Origin of the sequence: Amycolatopsis pretoriensis (assembly GCF_900107925.1) — a bacterium.
GTDB classification, from domain to species: domain Bacteria; phylum Actinomycetota; class Actinomycetes; order Mycobacteriales; family Pseudonocardiaceae; genus Amycolatopsis; species Amycolatopsis pretoriensis.
The window spans coordinates 51,534-67,787 of sequence record NZ_FNUJ01000001.1 but is presented as its reverse complement, the minus strand read 5'-3'; the positions used below and the strand labels follow the sequence as shown (position 1 = coordinate 67,787).

12 protein-coding genes are annotated in these 16,254 nt (G+C 72.8%); 7 read left to right on the top strand and 5 right to left on the bottom strand.

Going from position 1 to position 16,254, the window contains the following annotated elements; all coding sequences use genetic code 11:
• The first annotated feature begins 24 nt into the window (after positions 1 to 24).
• On the top strand, positions 25 to 2,415 hold the full coding sequence (locus BLV96_RS00310; RefSeq protein ID WP_086680763.1) for a DUF7617 domain-containing protein: 2,391 nt from the start codon (positions 25 to 27) through the stop codon (positions 2,413 to 2,415).
• 59 nt (positions 2,416 to 2,474) lie between these two features.
• Positions 2,475 to 2,795, top strand: a complete 321-nt coding sequence (locus tag BLV96_RS51515; RefSeq protein WP_086680813.1) for an ester cyclase — start codon at positions 2,475 to 2,477, stop codon at positions 2,793 to 2,795.
• Here the strand turns inward: BLV96_RS51515 and BLV96_RS00300 are convergent.
• The 4 genes from BLV96_RS00300 to BLV96_RS00285 are packed head-to-tail and all read right to left on the bottom strand — an operon-like array spanning position 2,785 to position 7,385.
• Entirely contained in the window at positions 2,785 to 3,555 is a 771-nt protein-coding gene (locus BLV96_RS00300; RefSeq protein WP_086680761.1) for an MHYT domain-containing protein, read from the bottom strand. The genes BLV96_RS51515 and BLV96_RS00300 overlap by 11 nt on opposite strands.
• Before the next feature lie 13 nt (positions 3,556 to 3,568).
• On the bottom strand, positions 3,569 to 3,961 hold the full coding sequence (locus BLV96_RS00295; protein WP_086680759.1) for a DUF742 domain-containing protein: 393 nt from the start codon (positions 3,959 to 3,961) through the stop codon (positions 3,569 to 3,571).
• Positions 3,958 to 4,464 (bottom strand): roadblock/LC7 domain-containing protein, encoded by a 507-nt coding sequence (locus BLV96_RS00290; protein ID WP_086680757.1) that lies wholly within the window; start codon positions 4,462 to 4,464, stop codon positions 3,958 to 3,960. Before BLV96_RS00290 ends, BLV96_RS00295 begins: the two co-directional genes overlap by 4 nt.
• Positions 4,461 to 7,385 (bottom strand): sensor histidine kinase, encoded by a 2,925-nt coding sequence (locus tag BLV96_RS00285; protein ID WP_086680755.1) that lies wholly within the window; start codon positions 7,383 to 7,385, stop codon positions 4,461 to 4,463. The genes BLV96_RS00290 and BLV96_RS00285 overlap by 4 nt, the downstream gene beginning before the upstream one ends.
• Before the next feature lie 419 nt (positions 7,386 to 7,804).
• Between BLV96_RS00285 and BLV96_RS00280 the strand changes: the two genes are divergently transcribed.
• Positions 7,805 to 9,124, top strand: a complete 1,320-nt coding sequence (locus BLV96_RS00280) for a low temperature requirement protein A (protein WP_086680753.1) — start codon at positions 7,805 to 7,807, stop codon at positions 9,122 to 9,124.
• A gap of 291 nt (positions 9,125 to 9,415) precedes the next feature.
• Here the strand turns inward: BLV96_RS00280 and BLV96_RS00275 are convergent, their stop codons facing one another.
• On the bottom strand, positions 9,416 to 9,883 hold the full coding sequence (locus BLV96_RS00275; protein ID WP_244180070.1) for a MarR family winged helix-turn-helix transcriptional regulator: 468 nt from the start codon (positions 9,881 to 9,883) through the stop codon (positions 9,416 to 9,418).
• A 103-nt stretch (positions 9,884 to 9,986) separates the two neighbouring features.
• Here BLV96_RS00275 and BLV96_RS00270 point away from each other — a divergent pair, with 103 nt between their 5' ends.
• From BLV96_RS00270 to BLV96_RS00255, 4 genes are read left to right on the top strand one after another with little or no spacing between them, the layout of a single operon-like run.
• A complete protein-coding gene (locus BLV96_RS00270; protein ID WP_086680749.1) occupies positions 9,987 to 11,780 on the top strand; it encodes a thiamine pyrophosphate-requiring protein in 1,794 nt (597 codons plus the stop codon).
• Positions 11,780 to 12,868 carry an enolase C-terminal domain-like protein gene (locus BLV96_RS00265; protein ID WP_086680746.1) on the top strand — a complete coding sequence of 363 codons (1,089 nt, stop codon included), beginning with the start codon at positions 11,780 to 11,782 and terminating at the stop codon, positions 12,866 to 12,868. The genes BLV96_RS00270 and BLV96_RS00265 overlap by 1 nt, the downstream gene beginning before the upstream one ends.
• A gap of 13 nt (positions 12,869 to 12,881) precedes the next feature.
• Positions 12,882 to 15,944, top strand: coding sequence for an FAD-binding and (Fe-S)-binding domain-containing protein (locus BLV96_RS00260; RefSeq protein ID WP_086680745.1), 3,063 nt, complete (start codon positions 12,882 to 12,884; stop codon positions 15,942 to 15,944).
• The gene (locus BLV96_RS00255; RefSeq protein WP_143050896.1) at positions 15,941 to 16,252 is read left to right on the top strand and encodes a hypothetical protein; all 312 of its coding nucleotides are present in this window, start codon (positions 15,941 to 15,943) and stop codon (positions 16,250 to 16,252) included. Before BLV96_RS00260 ends, BLV96_RS00255 begins: the two co-directional genes overlap by 4 nt.
• The last annotated feature ends 2 nt before the right edge of the window (positions 16,253 to 16,254 follow it).

Sequence of the window (16,254 nt, the reverse complement as noted above, 5' to 3'; positions counted from 1 at the left end):
TCGCGAAAGAATCGAGGACCATTCATGCGAAGACGCATGCTGGGTGCCGTGCTGCCCCTCGTGCTCGTCGCGGCCTCCGCCGTCGCGCTGCCCGTGGCCGCCGAGGCCGCCCCCGTCTCCGGGCTCACGAAGTCCGTGCAGGGCACCGGATCCCCCGCCGACCACGGCGCCACCGCGAACTGGGTCATCGGCTACGACGACCAGGCCACCGGGTCCGGCGCCGCCACCATCACCGACGCCGTCGGCGCGGGCCAGGCGTTCCAGTCCGGCTCGCTGCACGCCCCGCCCGGCTGGACGCCGTCGTGGTCCACCGACGGCACGACCTTCACCGGTACCGAACCCGCGTCCGGCGTCACCGCCGTGCGGGCGAGCAACCCCGACGCCGGCCCCGACGCGACGTCGTTGTCCGGCGCCCTCACCCCGCCCGTGCAGGCGGTCACGACGGCGACCGGCGGCGACGGCTTCAGCCCGATCCTGTACCGCACCCCGGGTGGCGCGCTGCAGGCCTGGAACATCTACCACCACCTGGGGGCCACCTCGCCGAAGGTGGTCTGCACCGACCTCGCCACCGGGCAGCGCTGCCCGGGCGGCCCGTGGCCGAAGGTGCTCAACACCGCGCCCGGTCCGCTCGGCACGCTGGGGGCCGGCGACATCGCCAGCACCATGGTCGAGCAGTACGTGCACGACCCGGCCGCGCCGGCGAAGGTCTACTACCCCGCCGTCACCGCGTCCTCGGTCGGCGTCGGCTGCCTCGACATGGCGGCCTCGGCCAACTGCGGGTACTGGGCGCTGTCCCCGACCGGCGGCTCGCCGGCGGTGAACAGCATCGGCGGCTTCGTCGAGAACAGCGGGAACCTCTACGGCATCGTCAGCTCCGGCGCCGTGGTGTGCTGGACGATCGCGACGCAGAGCGCCTGCGGCGGCCAGCCGTACGCGCCGATCGTGCCGGCGGCCAACCAGCCGTACGTCTACGGCGGGGTGACGGTCGCGGCGGGCAAGGTGTTCGCGTCGACGTCGAACCCGGGCACCGGGCAGCAGCCGACGCTGGGCTGCTTCGACCCGGCGACCGCCACGGCGTGCGCGAACTGGGCGTCCGCGCGCCCGACCGGTCCCGCCGGCAACTACAACTACAACGACTACACGGCGTTCGACACGAGTGGCGCGTCGGTGGGTGCCTGCGCGACGACGACCGGCAGCCCGGACGTCACGACGTGCTACGCGCTGGACGGGTCCGCGCTCGCGGCCCCGCCGGGCCCGGCCGCGCTGCCGGCCGGCGTGTACGCGTTCCCGCCGGAGGTCGTCACCGATCCCGCCGGGCACGTGCGCAGCTACCTGCCGATCTGGAACGGCGGCTACGCGGGCGCGGCGCTCTGCCACGACTGGACGACGGGCGCGGCGTGCGCGGGCCTGCCGGGGCCGATCTCGCACCCGACGGTGAACGGCGGGGCCACGCGGGACTACGGGTATTCGTACGACCCGCCGTCCGGCTGCCTGATCGGTCTCGGCGACGCGGGCGTGCTGTTCTCGATGGACCCGGCGACCGGGGCCACGCCGTGCGTGCGTTCGGGCGGGCAGGTGACGCTGAAGCCGGGTGACTTCTACTGCGACGGCGGCTCGCACGTCCAGGGCTACACGGCGGCGCGGCTGACGGGCGTCGACCCGGCGAACGTCGACTTCGCGGCGTCCCGGGTGACGGTGGTCGACCAGGACGGCGTGACGGTGCCGACGCCGGGCTTCGCCCCGGACGGCTCGGTCGACCTGACCGGCGTCTCCGTGGCGGCGCACCCGTCGATCACGGTGACGACGACGCTGGTCCTGCACTCCGCGGCCGGGTTCGCCGGCCGGCTGGTGGTGGACTACGTGGGCGACGCACCCCAGCTGTGCTTCCGCACGACGATCTCCGCGGACTGCGCGGTGTCGTCGGTGGCGAACACGGCGTCGGGCACGGATTCGACGGGCTCGTTCACGTCGAACACGGTGACGCTCCCGGTGGCGCCGGGCGCGTCGTGCACGCCGAACGTCAAGGTGGAGAAGGAGATCTGCAAGTCGTCGACGCCGGCGAAGTGCGGACCGGGTGGCGCCGGGCCGTGGGTGAAGCAGGCGGGGGTCGGCCTCCTCGGCCTGCTGAACGCGACGGCGTACTGGCGGATCACGGTGACCAACCTGGGTCCGGTCGGCATCACGTCGGCGCACGTGGTGGACAGTGTGGAGCCGTCGTGCCAGACGGGCGACTTCACGTTGGCGGCGAACCAGTCGAAGCAGGTGTACTGCTCGACGTACGCGTTGCTGAGCCTGTTCCCGATCACGAACCAGGCGAAGGTGAGTTACCTGCCGGCGAACGTCCCGCCGGGGACGCCGCCGTCGCACACGGGGTGGTCGTCGGCCACCGCGTGTTCGCTGTTGTGCATCCTGTAGGGGGTTGAGGTGACGGCCCGCGGGGGGAAGTTCCCCCCGCGGGCCGTCGCTTCGCCGACCTGGGGACGTTCGCGCACGACCCGGTCGTCCACAACGACCGCACCCTGAGCCTGACCGCGTTCCAGGACCTCCTGAAGCGCGACGCCACCGAGATCCCCGGCCTCCGCTACGCCGTCGAACGCCTCGTCGTCCAAGGCGGCCAGGTCGCGTGTCGCATCCGGTTCGACTGCACTCCGGCCGCGGACTTCCGCGGGCTGCCGACCACCGGCAAGCGCGTTTCCTTCGTCGAGCACGTCTTCTACCGCTACGACGACGGCAAGATCGCCGAGATCTGGTCCCTCGTCGACACCGAAGCCATCCGCGAGCAGCTCACACCGTGACGACTTCGCCCTCCGAAGCCGGGACCTCCGCGGCCTGGGACCTGACCGGCGGCGCCATCAGCACCGCGCACAGCGGGACCGCCATCGCGATCGCCGCCAGGACGAACACCGGGAACAGGAACGAAAACACCTCGACGCCCGCCGGGTCCGGGGCGTTCATGTCCATGTTCATCCGGACCGCCGCCATGCCCGTGTAGTGCATGCCCGTCACCGCGGCGCCCATCACGAACCCGGCCAGCAGCCGCAGCGACAGCCGGTCGAGGAACACCGCGAACCACAGCGCCGCCGTCGCCGCCACCACCGCGATCACCACCGACAGCGCCACCAGGACGCCGTCGTAGCCGAAGTCGCCCTTCACCCTCAGCGCGGACATCCCCGTGTAGTGCATGACGTTCACCGCCAGGCCCGTGATCACGCCGCCGAGGGCGAGGCGCCACCAGCCGAACTTCGCGCGGCCGCCCACCACCAGCAGGCCCGCGAACACCGCCGCCACCGACAGGATCGCCGACAGCACCGTGCGGAAGATGTCGTAGCGGACCGGCATCCCGGGCGTGCTGAAGCCGAGCATCGCCACGAAGTGCATCAGCCAGATGCCGACGCCGCCGATCGAAACCGCCGCCAGCACCAGCCAGCGCAGGCGGTGGCGGGGGTTCGCCGCGTGCCGGGCCTGCACCGCGCACGCCAGCCCGAGCGCGCAGCCCACCACCGACGTGAGGTACGCGAGCACCAGCAACCAGTGCCCCAGCGCGAAATGCTCCATCGCGAAGTCCTTCCTACAGGTCGCGCAGCCCGTGCAGCACGCGTTCCATCAGGTCGTGGCGCTCGTCCCAGGTGGACGTGTCCGACAGCGTGTCGCGCACGATCACCAGGTGGTCCTGCATCAGGTCCGCGACGAGCACGCGGACCACGCCGAGCGGCAGCGACAGCAGCGCGGCGATCTCCATCAGCGACCGCGGCCGCAGGCACAGCTCGGTGACCTCCGCCAGCGCGCTCGACCCGAGGTAGCCGGCTTCGGCCCGGCCCGCCGCGGTGGTCTCGACCAGCGCTTCGACGGCGATCTCGACCGCCGGGGCCGTCCGGCCTTCCGTCCAGGCGTACGGGCGGGCCAGCGACGCGCTGCGCCGCGGCTCCTCCCCGTACGGCCCGGGCGGCGGGTCGTCGATCACCGGTGGTCCTGGGCCACCGGTATCTCGCGCGCGGGAACGTCGACCTTCTGCCCCACCCGCTCGACCAGCATCGTCATCTCGTAGCCGACCAGCCCGATGTCGCAGCCGGTCGAGGCGAGCACCACGAGGTTCGAGCCGTCGCCCACGCTCATCAGCAGCAGGAAGCCCTGCTCCATCTCGATGACCGACTGCACCACCCGCCCGGCGGTGAACAGCTCGGCGGTGCCCAGCGACAGGCTGGACAGGCCGGCCGCGATGGCCGCCAGCTGGTCGGCGCGCTCGCGGGGCAGCGCCTCGTCGGCGGCCACGAGCAGGCCGTCGGCGGAGACGAGCACGGCGTGCGCGACCCCCGACACATCCTGGACGAACCCGTTGACCAGCCAGTTCAGCGTCGCCGTCCGTTCGGGCGGCGCGGCGGAACCGGGGAAGGCCAGCGTCCCGCTGAGGGACCGGGCCGACGGTTCGGTGCCGTGGCGGCGCGGCACGTCGGGAAGTTCCGTCATCGCGGATCCACTTCGTCCTTTCCGGATTCTTCGGAGCGCGCCGCGGTCTCCCGCCGGGCCGCGCGCATCCCCTGGTAGTGGCGGGAGAGACTGGAGCGGACGGCGGCGGCGTCGCGGAACGAGCCGCCGTTCTGCTCGCGCACGCGCGGGACGACCGCACCGGGGGCGAGCTGGGCCCCGGGCCGCCGGGTGGGCAGGCCGGCATCGGTGAGCCGCTGAGCGGCGGCGGGCTTGAGAGCGCTTTCGGCGGCTTGCCGCGCGCGGTCGGCCGGGGTGTCCCACTCGCCGACGGTGGGCTTTTCGGGCCGCGCGACGGACTTTTCGACCGAGGTGGGCCAGTCGGTGGCGGGAATCCCCGCGGCGGGTTCGAGCCGGCTCGACAGGTCGCCGCGGCCGGCCGGGTCTGCGGGCTCGGCGCCGGAGGTGCCGACCGGACCGAGCCGGTCGGCCGCTTCGGCGCGGCCGGTCGCGGAAGTACCCTGCGTTGCAGCGGTTCCGGCCAGACCGGACCACTCGGCGCGGCCGGCCGAGCCGCCCGGCTCGGCCGCGGCGGTTCCGGCCGGACCGAGCCGGTCGGCCGCTTCGCCACGGCCGGTCGCGGAAGTACCCTGCGCTGCAGCGGTTCCGGCCAGACCGGACCACTCGGCGCGGCCGGCCGAGCCGCCCGGCTCGGCCGCGGCGGTTCCGGCCGGACCGGACCGCTCAGCCGCTTCGGTGCGGCCCGTCGCGGAAGTGCCCTGCCCCGCGGCTGCCGCGGGCCACTCGGCACCCTCGCCCGCGGAAGTTCCCTGCGCCGCAGGGGTTTCGGGCTGTCCCGGCCACTCGACCTCGTCGAGCCGGCTCGCGGAGTCGGCCGCTTTCTGGCCGACCGCCGGCCACTCCTTCGGCCCCACCGATCCGTTCCGCCGCACCACCGGCTTCGCGGACGGCTCGGTGAACCAGTTCGTCACGACCTGCTCGAAGATCGGCGTCGACCCCTGCGCCGGGACCACCGGGGGCCGGGTGTGGCCGTTGCGGGTCGCGCCCGCCGTCACCAGCCGGCCCGCGCCGATCGGGCGGGCCAGGTCCGCGATCACCAGCGCGCCCGGGACGTGGACGCTCGCCGTCACCCCCGCGTGGCGTGCTCCCGTTCCCGTCGCGCGCAGGCGGACCGTCACCCCGTGCAGGGCCGCCAGCCGGCCGACCACGAACAACCCCATCCGGCGCGTCGTCTCCGGGCCGACCGTCCCGGCCGCCGCGAGGCGCTCGTTCACCGCCGACAGCTCCGCCGGGGTCATGCCCAGCCCCTGGTCGACGACCTCGATGAGCAACCCGCCGTCGGCGCCGCGGTCGGCCGTCAGCGCCACCTTGTGCTCCGGCGGCGAATACCGGGTCGCGTTCTCCAGCAGCTCCGCGAGGATGTGCACGACGTCCGCGGCCGCTTCGGGCTGTACCGAGCTGCGCGGCGCGTTGCCCAGCGCCACCCGCCGGTAGTCCTTGACCTCCGACGTCGCCGCGCGCAGCAGGTCGCGCGTCGGCACCGGTTCGCGCCCGTGGCGGACCGGCCGCCCGCCCGCCAGGACGTGCAGGTTCTCGCCGTTGCGGCGCAGGCGGGTCGCGATGTGGTCGATCCGGAACAGCTCGTCGAGCCGCTTCGGGTTCTGCTCCCCCGCCTCGAGGTCCTCGATGATCGACAGCTGCTGCTCGACCAGCGACTGGCTCCGCCGCGACAGCGTCATGAACATCTCGCTGACCTGCTTGCGCAGCTCGGCCTGCTCGACGGCGAGCCGGACCGCCTGCCGGTGCATGTCGTCGAACGCCCGGGCCAGCTGCCCGATCTCCTCCTCGGTCTCGACGCCGGACTCGGGCACCGCCCGCCAGTCGACGTCGTGGCCCTCGCGGACCTGCCGGACGGTCTCCGGGAGCTGTTCGTTCGCCGCGCGCAGGGCGGCCGCGCGCAGCCGCCGCACCGGCGTCACCAGCGACCGCACCACGAGCAAGGCGATCGCGAGCGCGCCGAGCAGCGCGCCGAGGACCAGCGCGGTGTCACGCAGGGAGTCGGACCGGGCGCGGTCGGCCGCGGTCGCTACGTCGTCCGCCAGCTGCGTCGAGACGTCGTTCAGCACGGCCGTCACGCCGGTGGCCTCGGCGGTGATCGAGGGCAGCAACGCGGCGAGCGGGCGGCCGCCGCCCGGCTCCTGCAGGGCGTCGAGCCGCTCGTCGGCGCCGTCGGCCGCCGCGGTGAACCGGGCCAGCTGGTCACCGGTCAGCTGGTGCTCCGCCTGCTCGGCGAGGACCTCCTGCTCGGCGGTCGTCTGGATGACGGCCGGGCGCAGCGACGCGTCGTCGGGGCTGTTCTGCGCGGCCCGCCGGTAGGTCTCTTCGGTGGCCAGCTCGCCGCGCAGGTGCACCAGCAGCCGGGTGGTCTCGGCGTTGCCGGCGTCGGCGGAGACGATCGCGGGCACGAGGTCGCCGAGGGTGGCGATGATGTCGTTGTAGCCGGCGGCCTTGGTGCGGACGTCGCCGCCGCCGGCGCCGGCCGCGCGGATCCCGGCGAGCTTGCCCAGCGCGGTGTTCAGCGCCCGGCCGGTGTCGGCGGGCAGGGGCGCGAACCCGGTGTCGCGCTGGACGGCGGCCACCTTCGCGTCGACGGTCGCGGTCAGCGTGTTCGGCGCGCCGGCCGGGACGGCGACCGCGGCGACCATTTCCTCGCCCAGCGACGCCGTCAGGGAGATCGTGTCGCGCAGCACCGGCAGCCGGTCGCGGGCCGCGCTGAGCGCGGTCGCGCGGTCGAGCTCGCCCTGGATCCGGACCTCCGCGAGCGCCACCGCGACCAGGACCGGCAGCAGCAGGACGACGCTGATCTTGGTGCGGACGCTCCAGTGCGCCGGCCACCACGCGGCGTCCACCGGCAGGCGGGGCGTGGATCTGCTTTCGTGCATGGCGGAATCGCTCGATTCCCAGCCGCGCGCACGGCTGACGTCGAACTCGGACAGGACGAGGGGCCCCAGGGCCGATCACGGAGGACGTGGCGTGATCGAACCGACCAGCAGAGAACCTCACGCCCGGCATCCTTGTCAACCCTGAGCAGCGGCGTTTCGGAACGCGGAAATCGAATTGATCGCGATTCTCTCCGGCGGTTCACGCATCGTGTTCCGGCGATCGCTGCTTGTACACCGTACAAGCGTATTCACGCAGCTCCCGGGCCTACCGAGCGATAAACGAGCCCCGCGTCGCATTGGCGGCAGAATTACCCACAACGGCCGCCGGGGCGAATTCTGCCATTGTTCGAATGGTGTGTTATTAATTCCCGCGGCGCCCGGTCGCGGAGGCCTGCCACGGACGCGGCAGAATCGCCGTCGTGACCGATGTGGACGAAACCGGCGGCGGCAAGCGGGTCGGCTGGGTCGAGCTGTACTTCGACCTGGTCTTCGTGTTCGCGGTGGGCCAGGTGGCGCACGGCGTCGTCGCCGACCCGCACTGGGCGCGGGTGGCCGCCGCGGGCGGGCTGTTCGCGACGCTGTGGTGGACGTGGATCGGCTTCGCGGTGCTGTACAACCGGCGCGGCGACGACCGCCGCGTCGCCGACCGGCTGTTCGTGCTCGCCGGCACGATCCCCTGCGGGATCGCCGCGACGCAGGCCCACCACGTCTTCGAGGGACACCCGGCGATCTTCGCCGCGGCCATGGCCGGGGTCCGGCTCATCCTGGCGGCCGCGCACCGCTGGCCGGCGCGCGAGGGGCTCGACCAGCGGCGGATCAGCTGGGGCTACACGATCTCGGCGGTCCTGTTCGGCGTGTCGGCGATCATCCCGCAGACGTGGGCGCTGTGGGTGTTCGCGCTGCTGCAGGAGGCGGGCTTCCTGCTGCTCGGCGACCGGCCGAAACGGCGTCGCGGCGAACGCCGGGAGCGGCCCACGCGCGAGGCGAGGTGGCGGAGCATGTGGGCGCCGCCGAGCGACCCGAACCTGGCGGTCGACTCGGCGCACCTGGCGGAGCGGTTCGGGCTGTTCATGATCCTGCTGCTCGGCGAGCTGGTGATCACGGTCGGCACGGCGGCGCTCGAGCGGCCGGCCGACGACCTCGCGTACTGGGCGTCGCTGGCCGCCGGCCTGGTGATGGCGGGCGCGCTGTGGTGGCTGTACTTCACGTCGGCGGCGCTGATCTACGAGCGCATGCTCGACCTGTCGGGCGGCAACCCGGCGCTGGCGTATTCGCTGTACGCGGGCGGCCACCTGTTCCCGGCGTTCGCGCTGCTGCTCATCGCGGCGGGGGTGAACCTGTCGCTGCACGAGTCCCCACCCCAGGCGGCGGGCTGGTTCACGACGATCGGCCTGGCGCTGTACCTGTCGGGGACGCGGGTGTTCTCGGCGGGCCCGGCGGAGCGCTGGTACGGCAGCGCGGCCCGCACCGCGGCACTGGCGGCGACGGTGTGCCTGGCGTTCCTGGGCCGGGTGCTCCCGGCACCGGCGGTGGTCGTGGTGGTGGCGGCGTGGGCGGTGGGGTCGACGGTGGTGGCGGCGGGGATCCGCCACCGGGCACTCGACAGGTTCGGCGCGGACCCGGTGGCGTTCTTGCGCAGCATCGAAACGGCCCGGCGCAACGCCCACGACCGCGAGACGCGGCCGGCGACCGACCTCCGCGGGCCGCGTGGGGCAGGCGAGGCCGAGCCGGCCGAGTAGCCGACGGTCCGGCTGGGGCAGCCAGCCCCCGCGGGACACGACCGACCTCCGCGGGCCGCGCGGAGCGGGCGAAGCCGAGCCGGCCGAGTAGCCGACGGTCCGGGTCGGGCAGCCGACCCCCGCGCGACACAGCCGGCGACCAACCTCCGCGGGCCGCGCCGGCCAGGCGAGACCGAGCCGGCCGACTAGCCGACGGTCCGGGTCGGGCAGCCGACCCCCGCGGACCGCGGCGATCCGGCCAAGTCCACGCCGTCGCCGTAGGAGTGCGGCGCCGCGACCCAGCGAATGGCCCTAATTTGCGTCACGCAACAGTGGTCGAAAATCCGTTTCGTACGCTTTGACCGCCTCAGCGAACCTTTCGAAAGCGACGACCGCAGCTGCCCGGTCCTCGGCGTCGAGCCGGCCGAGCACGGTCGCGAGCACCTGCCGCCGGTCGGCGTCGACGCGGTCCACCAGCCGGCGGCCCGGGGCCGTCGGCGCCAGCAGGGTCTCGCGGCGGTTCAGCGGGTTGGGGGCCTTTTCCAGCAGGTTCAGCGTCACCAGCCGATCACACGCCCGGGTGACCGACGACGGGTTCAACGCCAGCTCGCGCGCCACTTTGCCCACCGTTACCGGCGTCCGGTCGGTCACCACCCGCAGCGCGCGGAACTGGGTGAGCGTCAGCTGCTCGGTGGTCCGCCCGACCGTCGCGTCGGCGATGGTCACCATGGCCCGCAGCACCGCCAGCGCGGCACCGGCCTCATCGGACTCCGAGGACATTTGCGTCACGCAAGAATGATACGACTCGAAAGCGGGTACTGCGATTCCACGGGCGCCGCACGGGTAACCGACACCGGAAGCTCAGGACGCACAGGGAGTACTCATGGCTCAGACAGTCGGCGACTACCTGCTCCAACGCTTGCGCGAATGGGGCGTCGAGCAGGTTTTCGCCTATCCCGGCGACGGGATCAACGGCCTCGTCGCCTCGTTCGGCAAAGCGGACAACCAGCCACGCTTCGTGCAGGCGCGGCACGAGGAGATGGCCGCCTTCTCGGCGGTCGGCTACGCGAAGTTCAGCGGCAAGGTCGGCGTCTGCATGGCGACGTCCGGGCCGGGCGCGATCCACCTGCTCAACGGGCTCTACGACGCCAAGCTCGACCACGTCCCGGTCGTGGCCATCGTCGGGCAGACCGCGCGCAGCGCGATGGGCGGCAGCTACCAGCAGGAGATCGACCTGCAGGCGCTCTACAAGGACGTCGCGAGCGAATACCTCGTCGAGGTCAACGTCGCCGAGCAGCTGCCGAACGCGCTCGACCGGGCGATCCGCACGGCCGAGGCCGGCCGTTGCCCGACCGCGCTGATCATCCCCGCCGACCTGCAGGAAGAACCGTACGAAGCGCCGAAGCACGCGTTCAAGCAGGTGCCCTCCAGCCCGCCGAGCACGGCGTGGCCCGCCCCGGTCCCGCCCGAAACGGACCTCGACGCGGCGGCCGAGGTGCTCAACGCCGGCGAGAAGGTCGCGATCCTCGTCGGTCAGGGCGCGCGCGGTGCGGCCGAAGAGGTCAAGCAGCTCGCGGAGGTCACCGGGGCCGGCATCGCGAAAGCGTTGCTGGGCAAGGACGTCCTGTCCGACGAGCTGCCGTACGTGACCGGCGCGATCGGGCTGCTCGGCACCCGGCCGAGCTACGAGCTCATGCGCGACTGCGACACGCTGCTCATCGTCGGCTCGAACTTCCCGTACAGCCAGTTCCTGCCGGACTTCGGCCAGGCGCGGGCGGTGCAGATCGACCTCGACGGCCGGTTCATCGGGATGCGCTACCCGACCGAGGTCAACCTCGTCGGCGACAGCGCGGCCACGCTGCGGGCGCTGCTGCCCCGCCTGACGAGCAAGCCGGACCGGTCGTGGCGCGAGACGATCGAGAAGAACGTCGCGTCCTGGTGGGAGACCGTCGAAAAGGAAGCCGCGGTCGACGCCGACCCGGTCAACCCGATGGCCATCGTGTCGGAGCTGTCGAAGCGGATCCCGGAGAACGCCATCGTCACCGCGGACTCCGGCTCGTCCACCAACTGGTACGCCCGCAACCTCCGCATCCGCGGCGACATCCGCGGGTCGCTGTCGGGGACGCTGGCCACCATGGGACCGGGCGTGCCGTACGCGATCGGCGCGAAGTTCGCCCACCCCGACCGGCCGGTGATCGCCCTCGTCGGCGACGGCGCCATGCAGATGAACGGCCTCGCCGAGCTGATCACCATCGCCCGCTACCAGCACCTGTGGAGCGATCCGCGCTGCGTGATCTGCGTGTTCCACAACAACGACCTGAACCAGGTCACGTGGGAGCTGCGCGCGATGGGCGGCGCGCCGAAGTTCGAGGAGTCCCAGAGCCTGCCGGACGTCGACTACGCCGGCTTCGCGCTTTCGCTGGGTCTCACGGCCGTCACCGTCGACAAGCCGGACCAGCTCGCGTCGGCGTGGGACACCGCGCTGTCCGCGGGGAAGCCGGCGGTGCTGGACGTCCGGTGCGACCCCGAGGTGCCGCCGATCCCGCCGCACGCGACGTTCGAGCAGGTGAAGTCGGCCGCGCAGGCGGTGCTGAAGGGCGACCCCGACGCGTTCCACCTCGTGGCGCAGGGGGTCAAGACGAAGCTGCAGGAGCTCCTGCCCGGGAAGAAGAACTGATGACCACGATCGAGCGGGTCGGCGCCCGGGCCTACCGGGTGCCGACCACGGCGCCCGAGGCCGACGGCACGTTGGCCTGGGACGCCACCACGATCGTCGTCGTGCACGCCGAAGCCGGCGGAATCCGGGGGCTCGGCTGGACCTACGCCGACGCGGCCTGCGTACCGCTGGTCGAAGGAATGCTCGCGAACGCCGTCCGGGGCCGCGAAGTGCTCGACGTCCCCGCCTGCTGGGCGGCCATGCGGCACGCCATCCGCAACCTCGGGCGGCCGGGCCTGGTCTCCTGCGCGATGTCCGCCGTGGACATCGCGTTGTGGGACGCCGCGGCCCGCTCGCTGAACCTGCCGGTGAGCAGGCTGCTCGGCCGGGTGCACGACGAGGTCGCCGTGTACGGCAGCGGCGGGTTCACCACGCTCACCGACGGCGAACTGGTCGCGCAGCTGGACCACTGGGTCCGCCGCCAGCGCATCCCGCGCGTGAAGATCAAGATCGGCGAGTCGGCGGGCACCCGCGTGGACCGCGACCTGGACCGGGTGGCCGTGACGCGGGACAAGGTCGGCGATGACGTCGAGGTCTTCGTGGACGCCAACGGCGCCTACTCCCCCGGCCAGGCCCGCCGGGTCGCCGAACGGCTGCTGGAGTGGGGCGTCACGTGGTTCGAGGAGCCCGTTTCGAGCGACGACCTGCCCGGGCTCGCCGCGACGCGCTTCCCCGGTGGCCCGGACATCGCCGCCGGCGAGTACGGCTACGACCTGCCCTACTTCGCGCACATGCTGCCGTCGGTCGACTGCCTGCAGGTCGACGTCACCCGCTGCGGCGGCTACACCGAGTGGCAGCGCGCCACGGCGCTCGCCGCGGCGGTGAACCGGGACGTGTCGGCGCACTGCGCCCCCAACCTCTCGGCGCACGCCGCCGTCGCCACGCAGAACTTCCGGCACATCGAATGGTTCGCCGACCACGACCGGATCGAGCGGCTGTTCTTCGACGGCTGCCTCGACCCGGCCGGCGGCACCGTCACCCCCGAGCTGACCGCGCCCGGCCACGGACTCGCGTTCCGGGCCGAGGCCGCCGCCGAGTACGCACTCTGAAGGAGGATCCACGATGGGAACCGTCCAGCTCCCCGACCCCGTGGTGCGCCACCCCGACCACGAGGACCTGGACACCGGCGCGCTCGCCGCGGCCCTGCGCGAGCGGGTCGCCGGTGAAGTGCGCTTCGACCGCGGCACGCGCGCGGCGTACTCGACCGACGCGTCCAACTTCCGCCAGGTGCCGATCGGCGTCGTCGTGCCGAAGACGCCGGACGACGCCGTCGCGGCGATCGCGGTGGCGCGGGAGTTCGGGGCGCCGGTGCTCTCGCGCGGCGGCGGCACGAGCCTGGCCGGCCAGTGCACGAACACCGCCGTCGTACTCGACTTCTCCAAGTACTGCACGGAACTCGAGTCGGTCGACGCCGACGCGCGCACGTGCGTCGTGCAGCCGGGGATCGTGCTCGACGAGCTGAACCGGCAGCTGGCCGACACGGGCCTGCGGTTCGGGCCGGAACCGGCGACGCACATGAACTGCACGCTCGGCGGCATGATCGGCAACAACTCGTGCGGCGCGACGGCCCAGCGGACCGGCAAGGTCGTCGACAACATCCGGCGGCTGGAGGTGCTCACCTACGACGGAACCCGGTTCTGGTGCGGGGAAACGACCGACGAGGAGTACGCCGGGATCGAGCGCCACGGCGACCCGCGCGCGGCGATCTACCGGCAGCTGCGGCGGTTGCGCGACACCTACGCCGACGAGGTCCGCCGCCGGTTCCCGGACATCCCGCGGCGCGTGTCCGGCTACAACCTGGACTCCCTGCTGCCGGAACACGATTTCGACGTCGCCGGGCTGCTGGTCGGCAGTGAGTCCACTTTGGTCACCGTGCTGCGGGCCGAGCTGGAACTGGTGCCGGTGCTGCCCGAGCGGACGCTGGTGGTGCTCGGCTACCCGGACATCGCGAAGGCGGCCGACGCCGTCCCGTCGATCCTGCCGCACGAGCCGGTCGCGCTGGAAGGCGTCGATCACAAGCTGATCCGCGACCAGCAGATCAAGGACATGAATCCGCAGGCCCTGCGGGAAATGCCCGAGGGCCGGGCGTTCCTGATGGTCCAGTTCGCCGCGTCGACGCACGACGAGGCCGACCGCCAGGCCCACAAGATGCTCGAGGCCCTGCACGACACCGAGCACGAGGCCGACGTCGAATTCCTGGACGACCCGGCGCGCGAGAACGAGCTGTGGCAGGTCCGCGAAGCCGGGCTCGGGGCCACCGCGCACGTGCCCGGCAAGGCCGACACGTTCGAGGGCTGGGAGGACTCGGCCGTCGCGCCCGAACGGCTCGGTGAGTACCTGCGGAAGCTGACCGCGCTGTACCAGGAGTTCGGGTACGCCGGCGACACCGGGCCGAGCCTGTACGGGCACTTCGGCCAGGGCTGCGTGCACACGCGGATCCCGTTCGACCTCTACAGCGCCGACGGCGTCGCGACCTACCGCCGGTTCATGGAGCGCGCCGCGGATCTCGTCGCCTCGCTGGGCGGCTCGTTCTCCGGCGAGCACGGCGACGGGCAGTCGCGCGGCGAACTGCTGCCCAAGATGTTCGGGACCGAGCTGGTGACGGCGTTCGGGCAGCTCAAGGCCGTCTTCGACCCCGGGAACCGGATGAACCCGGGCAAGGTCGTCGCGCCGGCGCGGCTCGACGAGCACCTGCGCCTCGGCAGCGGCTGGAGCCCGGCGGACCCGCAGGACCTGCACTTCCGGTTCCCCCACGACGGCGGTTCGTTCGCCCAGGCGGCCAACCGCTGCGTCGGGGTCGGGCGGTGCCGCCAGCACACGACGAGCGGCGGCCAGGTGATGTGCCCGTCGTACCAGGTGACCGGCGAGGAGGAGCACTCGACGCGCGGCCGCGCCCGGCTGCTGTTCGAGATGCTGGACGGGCACGGCGACAGTCCCGTCGCCGACGGCTGGCGCTCCACGGAGGTCCGCGACGCGCTCGATTTGTGCTTGGCGTGCAAGGGGTGCAAGACGGACTGTCCGGCCAATGTGGACATGGCGACGTACAAGGCGGAGTTCCTGGCGCACCACTACGAGGGCCGCCCGTGGCGGCGTCCGAGGTCGGACTTCACGATGGGCTGGCTGCCGGCGTTCGCGCGGATCGTGGGCCGACTGCGGGCCGGCCGGGTCGTGAACGCGGTGACGCACGCACCGGGCCTGTCCCGGCTGGCGACGCTCGCGGCGGGCGTCGAGGATCGCGAAGTTCCGTTGTTCGCAGGGGAAACCTTGCGACAGTGGTTCGCGCGGCGCGGGCCGTCCGGAACCGGGGCGCGCGGCACGGTGGTGCTGTGGCCGGACACGTTCACCGACTCGTTCCACCCGCACGTGGGGCAGGCGGCGGTCCGGGTGATGGAGGACGCGGGCTGGCGGGTGACGATGCCGTCGGCGGAGTTGTGCTGCGGGTTGACGTGGATTTCGACGGGGCAATTGGCCGTGGCGAAGCACATCCTGGCGCGCACGGTCCGTTCGCTGGCCCCGCACTTGCATTCCGGCGGGTTGGTGGTGGGGCTGGAACCCAGCTGCACGGCGGTCTTCCGGTCCGACGCGGCGGAGTTGTTCCCGGGTGACCAGGACGTCCGGCGGCTGGGGGCGCAGACGGTGACGTTGGCCGAGCTGTTGACCGAGCATTCGCCCGGCTATCGGCCGCCCCGGGTTTCGGCGAAGGCGATCGCGCAGGTGCATTGTCATCAGCACGCGGTGCTGGGGTGGGACGCGGACGCGCGGTTGCTCGCCGCCGCCGGGGTCGATGCCGAGCAGCTGGATTCCGGGTGCTGCGGGCTGGCGGGGAACTTCGGGTTCGAGAAGGGGCATCTGGAGGTTTCGGAGGCTTGCGCCGAGCGGGTTTTGCTGCCGCGGGTGCGTTCGGCCGAGCCGGAGACCGCGGTGCTGGCGGATGGGTTCAGCTGCCGGACCCAGCTGCATCAGCTGGACAGCGGGGGCCGGGAAGGGATGCACTTGGCGGAGCTGCTGGCGAGCGGGTTGGAGGCACCGGCGGAAGTGCCGAGGCGGAAGGGAAAGGCGCTGGTTTCGGCGGCCGGCCTGGCGGCAGCGGCGGGCATTGCGCTGGCGCGACGGAGGTCCCGATGACGCGTGGGATCGCAGCGGCGCGAATGGTCTGGGGTAGCGGGGTGCTGATCGCCTCGCGTTACCTGCCGGTTCCGCGGAAACTCGCGGTGGCGCTCGCCGCTCGCCACCTCGCACAGGGCGCGGCCACGCTGCGGCGCCCGGACGGCGTGGTCGCGCGGTGGGGCTGGACGGCCGATGCCGCCCACAGCTTGAGCATGCTCGGCCTGGCCGCGGTGTCACCCCGATGGCGGGCCGCGGCTTTGGCGAATGCGGTCGTCGCGGCCGTTTGGGCTCGTGCGGCCCGAATCCACACCGGAGAACGGAGGTAATC

Bases quoted from the DNA above. Each gene is read 5' to 3' on its own strand.
- BLV96_RS00310 (WP_086680763.1), top strand. From the start codon at position 25: ATGCGAAGACGCATGCTGGGTGCCGTGCTGCCCCTCGTGCTCGTCGCG.
- BLV96_RS00300 (WP_086680761.1), bottom strand. From the start codon at position 3,555: ATGGAGCATTTCGCGCTGGGGCACTGGTTGCTGGTGCTCGCGTACCTC.
- BLV96_RS00290 (WP_086680757.1), bottom strand. From the start codon at position 4,464: ATGACGGAACTTCCCGACGTGCCGCGCCGCCACGGCACCGAACCGTCG.
- BLV96_RS00285 (WP_086680755.1), bottom strand. From the start codon at position 7,385: ATGCACGAAAGCAGATCCACGCCCCGCCTGCCGGTGGACGCCGCGTGG.
- BLV96_RS00275 (WP_244180070.1), bottom strand. From the start codon at position 9,883: ATGTCCTCGGAGTCCGATGAGGCCGGTGCCGCGCTGGCGGTGCTGCGG.
- BLV96_RS00270 (WP_086680749.1), top strand. From the start codon at position 9,987: ATGGCTCAGACAGTCGGCGACTACCTGCTCCAACGCTTGCGCGAATGG.
- BLV96_RS00265 (WP_086680746.1), top strand. From the start codon at position 11,780: ATGACCACGATCGAGCGGGTCGGCGCCCGGGCCTACCGGGTGCCGACC.
- BLV96_RS00260 (WP_086680745.1), top strand. From the start codon at position 12,882: ATGGGAACCGTCCAGCTCCCCGACCCCGTGGTGCGCCACCCCGACCAC.
- BLV96_RS00255 (WP_143050896.1), top strand. From the start codon at position 15,941: ATGACGCGTGGGATCGCAGCGGCGCGAATGGTCTGGGGTAGCGGGGTG.